Source organism: Acidovorax sp. HMWF018, assembly GCF_003061035.1.
Lineage (GTDB): Bacteria > Pseudomonadota > Gammaproteobacteria > Burkholderiales > Burkholderiaceae_C > Acidovorax > Acidovorax delafieldii.
In genome coordinates this window covers 1-7216 of record NZ_QAIM01000092.1, presented here as the reverse complement: position 1 = coordinate 7216, position 7216 = coordinate 1, and the positions used below count along the sequence as shown (strand labels likewise).

At 65.1% G+C, this 7216-nt stretch carries 9 protein-coding genes; 5 read left to right on the top strand and 4 right to left on the bottom strand.

Annotation, left to right across the window (positions count from 1 at the left end; all coding sequences use genetic code 11):
• Nucleotides 1-654, top strand: a 654-nt coding sequence (locus DBR23_RS03320; protein WP_233250253.1) for an ABC transporter substrate-binding protein, incomplete at its 5' end; no start/stop codon positions are given.
• A 126-nt stretch (nucleotides 655-780) separates the two neighbouring features.
• Here the strand turns inward: DBR23_RS03320 and DBR23_RS03315 are convergent.
• Both DBR23_RS03315 and DBR23_RS03310 read right to left on the bottom strand, forming a co-directional pair.
• A complete protein-coding gene (locus DBR23_RS03315) occupies nucleotides 781-1104 on the bottom strand; it encodes a YnfA family protein (RefSeq protein ID WP_108497312.1) in 324 nt (107 codons plus the stop codon).
• Nucleotides 1101-1829, bottom strand: a complete 729-nt coding sequence (locus DBR23_RS03310; protein WP_108497311.1) for a helix-turn-helix transcriptional regulator — start codon at nucleotides 1827-1829, stop codon at nucleotides 1101-1103. Before DBR23_RS03310 ends, DBR23_RS03315 begins: the two co-directional genes overlap by 4 nt.
• A 79-nt stretch (nucleotides 1830-1908) precedes the next feature.
• Here DBR23_RS03310 and DBR23_RS03305 point away from each other — a divergent pair, with 79 nt between their 5' ends.
• Both DBR23_RS03305 and DBR23_RS03300 read left to right on the top strand, forming a co-directional pair.
• Nucleotides 1909-2253 carry an NIPSNAP family protein gene (locus DBR23_RS03305; protein WP_108497310.1) on the top strand — a complete coding sequence of 115 codons (345 nt, stop codon included), beginning with the start codon at nucleotides 1909-1911 and terminating at the stop codon, nucleotides 2251-2253.
• Nucleotides 2250-2606 (top strand): antibiotic biosynthesis monooxygenase, encoded by a 357-nt coding sequence (locus tag DBR23_RS03300; RefSeq protein ID WP_108497309.1) that lies wholly within the window; start codon nucleotides 2250-2252, stop codon nucleotides 2604-2606. The genes DBR23_RS03305 and DBR23_RS03300 overlap by 4 nt, the downstream gene beginning before the upstream one ends.
• Before the next feature lie 207 nt (nucleotides 2607-2813).
• Here the strand turns inward: DBR23_RS03300 and DBR23_RS03295 are convergent, their stop codons facing one another.
• On the bottom strand, nucleotides 2814-3590 hold the full coding sequence (locus DBR23_RS03295; protein WP_108497308.1) for a hypothetical protein: 777 nt from the start codon (nucleotides 3588-3590) through the stop codon (nucleotides 2814-2816).
• A gap of 119 nt (nucleotides 3591-3709) precedes the next feature.
• Complete coding sequence (locus DBR23_RS03290; RefSeq protein WP_108497307.1) at nucleotides 3710-5134, bottom strand: FAD-binding oxidoreductase; 1425 nt, start codon at nucleotides 5132-5134, stop codon at nucleotides 3710-3712.
• A gap of 170 nt (nucleotides 5135-5304) precedes the next feature.
• Here DBR23_RS03290 and DBR23_RS03285 point away from each other — a divergent pair, with 170 nt between their 5' ends.
• Both DBR23_RS03285 and DBR23_RS03280 read left to right on the top strand, forming a co-directional pair.
• Nucleotides 5305-5997, top strand: coding sequence for a TetR/AcrR family transcriptional regulator (locus tag DBR23_RS03285; protein ID WP_108497306.1), 693 nt, complete (start codon nucleotides 5305-5307; stop codon nucleotides 5995-5997).
• A 95-nt stretch (nucleotides 5998-6092) separates the two neighbouring features.
• Nucleotides 6093-7091 (top strand): tripartite tricarboxylate transporter substrate binding protein, encoded by a 999-nt coding sequence (locus tag DBR23_RS03280; RefSeq protein ID WP_108497305.1) that lies wholly within the window; start codon nucleotides 6093-6095, stop codon nucleotides 7089-7091.
• Nucleotides 7092-7216 lie beyond the last annotated feature (125 nt).

The following is a 7216-nucleotide window of genomic DNA, read 5'->3' as shown; positions in this document are numbered from 1 at the left end:
GATGGCGCAACACTGCAGCGCGTGACCATGCGCGGTATGTCCAAACCCACGGGCGCGATGGTTTCGCCCCTGGTCAACGGGTGGACCGAGGCGGTGGATAAACGTGCGCCCTACGACCCCAATGCTGCCAAAGAGCTGCTGGTACAGGCCGGCTACAGCGATGGCTTTGAGGTGGACTTTGCCTGCAGCAACAACGCCATCGTGCAGGACGAGCAACTGTGCCAGGCGATCACCGCCATGTGGTCGCGCATCGGCATCAAGGCCAAGCTGCGCACCATGCCCGCCGTGAGCTACTACCCCATGGCCCAGCGGCACGAGGCCAGCATCGCGCTGCTGAGCTGGGGCGTGCCCACGTTTGATGCGCTGTACACGCTGCAATCACTCACTCGTACCAAGACCACAGGGGGCGATGGCAACTACAACCTGGGCCGCTACAGCAACGAGCGCATGGACTACATCGTGGACCGCGTCAAGACCGAGACCGACCTGCCCGTGCGCAACCGGCTGCTCACCGAAGGCCTGCAGCTGCAGAACGACACCGTGGCCCATATTCCCCTGCACAACCAGATGCTGGCCTGGGCCATGAAGAAAAACGTGGAACTGGTGCAGCGGCCGGACAACCGCATCGACTGGCGGTTGATCAAGGTGAACTGAGCCTTCTGGCGCCACAGCCTTTGAGGCTGCGCGGCCCATGCCGGTGCACCCGTGGAACCGGCTTTGCCGGGCCACCGGTTGCGTCCCCCGGGGGGGGAAGGCGCCGAAGGCGACTCAGGGCGGCACTCAGTGCTCGGGCTGCAGCATGATGATCGCCATGCCCGCCAGCGCGACCAGAACGCCCGCCACATCCCAAGGCGTGGGGCGGATGCCATCCACCGCCCACAGCCAGGCCAGTGCCACCCCGATATAGACCCCGCCGTAGGCCGCATATACGCGGCCTGCGCCTGCGGTGTCGTGCAGCGTGAGCAGCCAGGCAAACAGGGCCAGGCTAGCGGCAGCGGGCAACAGGATCCACGCGGGCTTGCCGTGCTTGAGCCACAGCCAGGGCAGGTAGCAGCCCACGATTTCTGCGAGCGCGGTGGCAACAAAAAGCAGCAGGGTGTTCAGCATGGTGCGGAGCCTTGTGCTGCACTGGGGTTCGGGGTATCTGCATAGGTGGCCAGCCACTGGCGCAGCACCAGCTCGCCCTTGGGGGTGAAGTGCACCACGCGTGAGCCCTGCGCGCGGTGTGCCCATCCCCCGTCGAAGAGGCGCTGCAGCAGCGCCGCGCCCAATGCGCCGCCCAGGTGGTGGCGGCGCTCGCTCCAGTCCAGGCAGGGGCGGCACACCATGCGTCGCTGCTGCGCCAGTGTGGACGTGTCGATACCCACGTGCGCAAACCACCGCGCGCCAGCGGGCGTGATGGTCGTCCCCTGGGGCGTGGCCTGCAGCATGCCCTGGCGCACCAGCGCTTCATAAAACTGCACGCCTACCTCGCCCGCCAGGTGGTCGTAGCACATGCGCGCGCGGCGCAGCGCAGGCTCTCGCGGGCTGGCGCGCAGCCGCACGGCACCGGCGCGAAACGCCACGTTCATCAGTGATTCCAGCAATTGCGCCACATCGCGGTCCGCCAGCCGGAAGTAGCGGTGCCTGCCCTGGCTTTCCACCGCGACCAGGCCAGCATCCAGCAGCTTGGCGAGGTGGGCGCTGATGGTCTGCTTGGTCACACCTGCGATGTCGGCCAGTTCGGTGGCCGTGAGCGCGCGGTCCGCCATCAGGGCGGTGAGGACTTCGGCGCGTGCGCTGTCGCCGATGAGCGCGGCAATGCGCGCGATGTGGGGGCCGTCTTTCATGGTTCGATCTTGGGCGAACCATTGGAAGCCGTCAACCGCCTATCGTGAAGCCCTTGTCCACCAACCTCTCCTGAACGCCATGATCACATGCTTCATTCGCTACGAAATCGATCCCTTTCAGCGCGAGCTGTTCGCCGAATACGCACGCCGCTGGGGCCAGATCATTCCTCGCTGCGGTGGCCATCTGCTGGGCTACTTCCTGCCGCATGAAGGCAGCAACTACGAGGCCTGGGGCCTGATCGGCTTTGACTCCCTGGCCGCCTACGAGGCCTACCGCGCCCGCCTGCGCGCCGACCCCGAAGGCCGCGCCAACTTTGCGCTGGCGCAGGAAAAGCGCTTCATCCTGCGCGAGGAGCGCACGTTCACGCAGGGGGTGGAAGGAACATTGGGCCTGCCCGCCCACCGCCAGGAGCCTGCCGCATGATGGCCGTGATCTTTGAAGTTCAACCAGCGCCCGGCCAGCAGGACGCCTACCTTCAAGCGGCTGCAGCGCTGCGTCCGCTGCTGGAGCAAGTGGATGGTTTCATTTCCATTGAGCGCTTTCAGAGCCTGACCGAGCCAGGCCGTTTGCTGTCGCTGTCCTTTTGGCGCGACGAGGAAGCCGTGGCCCGTTGGCGGCAGATGGATGCCCACCGTCACACCCAGCGGCTGGGCCGCGCCAGCATCTTCGATGACTACCGTTTGCGTGTGGCGACGGTGGTACGAGACTACGGCATGCGCGACCGAGAAGAGGCGCCGCAGGATTCGCGCACCATGCTGGAAACCGGCATGTCGTAAATTGTTGCAGTAGGCCGAAAGTAGGTGCGTTGCCTTGTGATCGTCACGCGCCCAGTGCAAAGATGGAGTTGTCTTGGTGTGGGATGGCTTCTTGCATGCCGTTGGCGTTCAACTCGATTGGCATGGGTGTATGGCGTACTCAGAGAACACGCTCGTACTGGAGCCAGATGCTCTATTTGATGGGTTACGAGACTATGGATGTGCAGATCAAGTATCCAGGTGCGAGTCGATCTCTTTGGCAATGCGTCCCAGAGCCAGCCATACCGTACTGTCGCGTTGGTAAGGCATGGCGCCAGCCACCGGGATACCCGTTTGCGCCAGCCCAGAAAGAATGTTTTTTCTTTCGTCCTTGGGAAGAATGGCGACGTGTTGATAGGGCTGATAAGAGGTCTTTGAAAGCACCAACGTTGTATCGCTCTCGGTGATCTGAGCGGGCATCTCTGATGGCGAGGCAAAGCGCTGGCCGAGGACCGAAAAGACGGGGTCCACGCTGTTCTCCAGCTCCGCAAACCCCACCAGCACCAGCAAGGCCGAGCCTCCCTGGGGCAGGTCCAACGAGAAAACCGTTCCCACAGGGGATGAGGTCCGGATCTTCTTTGGTTTTGGTGGTGAAACCTGGATCGGCTTTTCAGGCGGTTGGGGCGTGTGGAGGCGGGCCTCCAGTGCCTGAAGGGTTTTGCGGCGCGACGCGACGTCGTCAGGTGCATCCCGCTCCCACACATCGACATCCCCGCCCGACTGCAGCAGCGAAAGGGCTTTGTCTTTCAGTGCTTGATCCAGTCGCCCATAGCACCATGCGGTGTCGGCCAGGGCAAGGTACACGAGGCAGGCGATTTCCGTGTTTGCGAGCAGGTCGCCGTAGCGGGCCAGGATCTTCTGGCAAGCTTCCTCGGCAGAGAGTCCGTGCTTCAGGTGACGGACATAGTCGTCGCGAACATCACAGCTTGTGTCGTTGGAAAAGAGACCTGCTCCCCAAGCACCCACGTTGACCTCTCTTGTTGTTCATTGATGGGTACGGAGACGCACCCGGTGGCGCCTCCGCCATCTTTTTGAGGCTCGATCGACCATGGGTCTCCGCCGTCCAGGCGGACGGCGCCATGCCCTCACATCGCAAAAATTTTGCCTGGGTTCAGGATGTTCTTCGGGTCCAACGCCCGCTTGATGGCGCGCATCATGTCCACCGCGCCGGTGCCGGTCTCGTCCAGCAAAAAACCCATCTTGTGGATGCCCACGCCGTGCTCACCGGTGCAGGTGCCGCCCATGCTGAGGGCCCGGGCCACCAGGGTGTGGTTCATGGCCTCGGCCTTGGTGCGTTCTTCGGCGCTGTTCGGGTCGATGAGGTAGCCGAAGTGGAAGTTGCCGTCGCCCACGTGGCCGACGAGGAAGTAGGGGATGCCGCTGGCTTCCACTTCGTCCACCGATTCGAGCAGGCAATCGGCCAGACGGCTGATGGGAACGCAGGTGTCGGTGCTGATGGCGCGGCAGCCGGGGCGGCTTTGCACGGCGGCAAAGTAGGCGTTGTGCCGGGCGGTCCACAGGCGGGTGCGTTCTTCGGGCGTGCTGGCCCATTCGAAGGCCTGGCCGCCGAATTCGCTGGCGATGTCCTGCACCATCTCGGCCTGTTCTTTCACGCTGGCGGGCGAGCCGTGGAACTCCATGAGCAGCATGGGTTCTTCGCGCAGATTGAGCTTGCTGTGCGCGTTCACCATGCGCACGGTGTGGTGGTCGATCAGTTCCACGCGGGCGATGGGCACACCCAGCTGGATGGTCTGGATGGTGGTGCGCACGGCAGCCTCGATGCTCGGGAACGAGCAGATGGCCGCGCTCACGGCCTCGGGCAGGGGGTACAGGCGCACGGTGATCTGCGTCATGATGCCCAGCGTGCCTTCGCTGCCCACCAGCAGGCGCGTGAGGTCGTAGCCCGCGCTGCTCTTTTTGGCGCGCGTGCCGGTGTGGATGACCTCGCCGCTGGCGGTCACCACCTCCAGCGCCAGCACGTTCTCGCGCATGGTGCCGTAGCGCACGGCATTGGTGCCGCTGGCGCGCGTGGCGCTCATGCCGCCGATGCTGGCGTCGGCGCCGGGGTCGATCGGGAAGAACAGACCGGTGTCCTTGATCGCATCGTTCAGTGCTTTGCGTGTGATACCGGGTTGCACCGTCACAGTGAGGTCTTCGGCGTTGATGCTGAGCACCTGGTTCATGCGGCTCACGTCGATGCTGATGCCGCCCTGCACGGCCAGCAGGTGGCCTTCGAGCGACGAACCCGCGCCGTAGGGGATGACGGGCACTTCGTACTGGCTGGCCAGCTTCACCGCATCGGCCACGTCCTGCGTGCTTTCGGCAAACACCACGGCGCTGGGCGGTGGGGCCTGCAGCGAACCTTCGTCACGCCCGTGCTGCTCGCGCACAGCCTGGGCCAGCGAGCACTGCGCCCCAAAGCGGGCCTGCAGCGCATCGATGAGGGCTTGCGGAACGTCGCGCAGTTGGATTTCGGGCATCAGGTGAGCGGCAGCGGTGGGGGCGTTCATGGTGTGTGTCTCCGGTGGGTGCGGTCAGTGAGAAGCATTCTAGGTTCGGCCCCGTGGCCAGGTTCTGGGTGATCCACCTTGGGCCCGGGTGGGGATGCGGGTATTCACGGGCTTGCTGGTCAGCGGGGGGATAAATACATTACGTTCGAAATGTATATTGTGAAAACGCCATGAACCACCGTGTTTCCCCCAAGGCCGGGACGCGCCGCACCCATGCGGAGCGCAGCGCCGCCACCCGCCAGCACCTGATCGCCACGGCCATCGACGTGATCCAGCACCGCAGCCTGGAGGAGATGTCCATCCACGAGCTGGCTAAATCGGCGGGCATGACCTCGGGCGCGGTGCAGCACCACTTCGAGTCGAAGGCGGTGCTGATGATGAACGTGCTGAGCGAGTTGATCGAGTCCACAGTGCGCACGGGCGAACTCTGGCCCAGCGCGGAACTGCCAGCGCGCGAACGGGCGGCGAAGTTTGTGCAGGCGGTGTGGCGCCTGGTCTATGCGCAGCCGCGCTTCATCGTGGCCTGGAACATCTACCTGGGCTGCCGCAACCAGCCCGAGGTGCTGGGCCACATTGCCGAGCTGCGCCAGAGCGTGCAGGCACGCATGCACGAAGGTTTTTTTGAAGCCTTCCCCGAGCTGGCGGCGGAGCCCGACCGCGACGGCCTGCTGGGCCTGGTGCTGTCGTCGCTGCGCGGGCTGGGGCTGCTGCAGCTGTTTGCGCCTGCACCGCCCACCGTGCCCGATACCGTCCAGCAGGCACAACTGGCTTGCCTGGCCGACTGGATTGCCACCCGGTGCGAAGCGGCTGTGCCATCAACGGCCGCCGCTGTGTCCACCAAGGCACGCACACGCCGTCGCTGACCCCTTTTGTCTGCCTGCTTGTCGTGCAGCATCTCCCGCCTGCACGCCACGCTTCGCGGACATCCATCGAAGAAAACATTACCAAGAGACACACCATGACCTCAGCTTTTACGCGCTTTCCAAGGATGGTCGCGCTGGCCGCGCTCGCCTGCCTGGCCGGTGGCGCCCAAGCGCAGCAGCCTGCAGCCTACCCGGCCAAACCCATCCAGCTCATCGCCCAGCAGCCGCCCGGCAGTGGCTCGGACGCCATGACGCGGGTGTGGGCCGACTGTGCCGCGCGCGAACTGGGCCAGCCCGTCGTGGTGCAGAACAAGCCCGGGGCCAACGGCATCCTGGCCGTCAACTACCTCAAGGCCCAGCCTGCAGATGGCTATAACCTGCTGAGCATCGGCATGTCGCAGATGACCATCACCCCCTACGTCTACAAGCAGCAGCCCTACGATCCGCTGCGCGACTTTGACGGCGTGGCCGTGCTGGGCACGTCGCCGCTGGTGCTGGCAGTGCCCGCAGGGCAGGGCATTGCCAACCTGGCCGATCTGCAAAAGCTGGCGCGGTCCACGCCGGGCGGGGTCAACTTCGGGTCGCCGGGCAAGGGCAGCCCAGCGCACCTGCTGACCTCGGCGTTGATAGAAAAGCTGGGTGTGCCCGGCACCCATGTGCCTTTTGTGGGTGAGGGCGCGGGCCTCACCGCGCTCATGGGCCAGCAGATCCACGCGATGACGCTGGTGATTGGCACGGCAGCAGCACAGGTCAAAGCGGGCAAGCTGGTGCCGCTGGCGCTGTTTGGTGCGCAGCGCTCGCCGTTGCTGCCCGAAGTGCCCACCATCGCCGAAGCCTTGCCAGCCGCCAGCGACCTGGCGCGGCCCGCGTGGATTGCCGTGGTGGCCAAGGCCGGCACGCCCCCCGAGTTGCTGAACCGGCTCAATGCGGTCACTGAGAAGTGTCGGGGTGGCGATTCGCAGTACAAGACCCGCCTTGAAGCCATGAACGTCACGCTCACTGCCACCGCACCTGCCGATGCGCGCACCTGGGCGGCGCGTGATGCGGCCGTGTGGCGCCCGCTGATCGACAAGCTGGGCCTGGCCACGGAATGACGACGGGCACTGCAGAGCCTCAGGTCACGCTGGCCCACGGTGGGCAACTGCGCGGCCTGTGGGAGGAGGGCGTGCGTGTGTTCCGTGGCATGCCGTACGCGCAAGCGCCACGCGGCGCGCTGCGG

Bases quoted from the DNA above. Each gene is read 5' to 3' on its own strand.
- DBR23_RS03310 (WP_108497311.1), bottom strand. From the start codon at position 1,829: ATGAAAGACGGCCCCCACATCGCGCGCATTGCCGCGCTCATCGGCGAC.
- DBR23_RS03305 (WP_108497310.1), top strand. From the start codon at position 1,909: ATGATCACATGCTTCATTCGCTACGAAATCGATCCCTTTCAGCGCGAG.
- DBR23_RS03300 (WP_108497309.1), top strand. From the start codon at position 2,250: ATGATGGCCGTGATCTTTGAAGTTCAACCAGCGCCCGGCCAGCAGGAC.
- DBR23_RS03290 (WP_108497307.1), bottom strand. From the start codon at position 5,134: ATGAACGCCCCCACCGCTGCCGCTCACCTGATGCCCGAAATCCAACTG.
- DBR23_RS03285 (WP_108497306.1), top strand. From the start codon at position 5,305: ATGAACCACCGTGTTTCCCCCAAGGCCGGGACGCGCCGCACCCATGCG.
- DBR23_RS03280 (WP_108497305.1), top strand. From the start codon at position 6,093: ATGACCTCAGCTTTTACGCGCTTTCCAAGGATGGTCGCGCTGGCCGCG.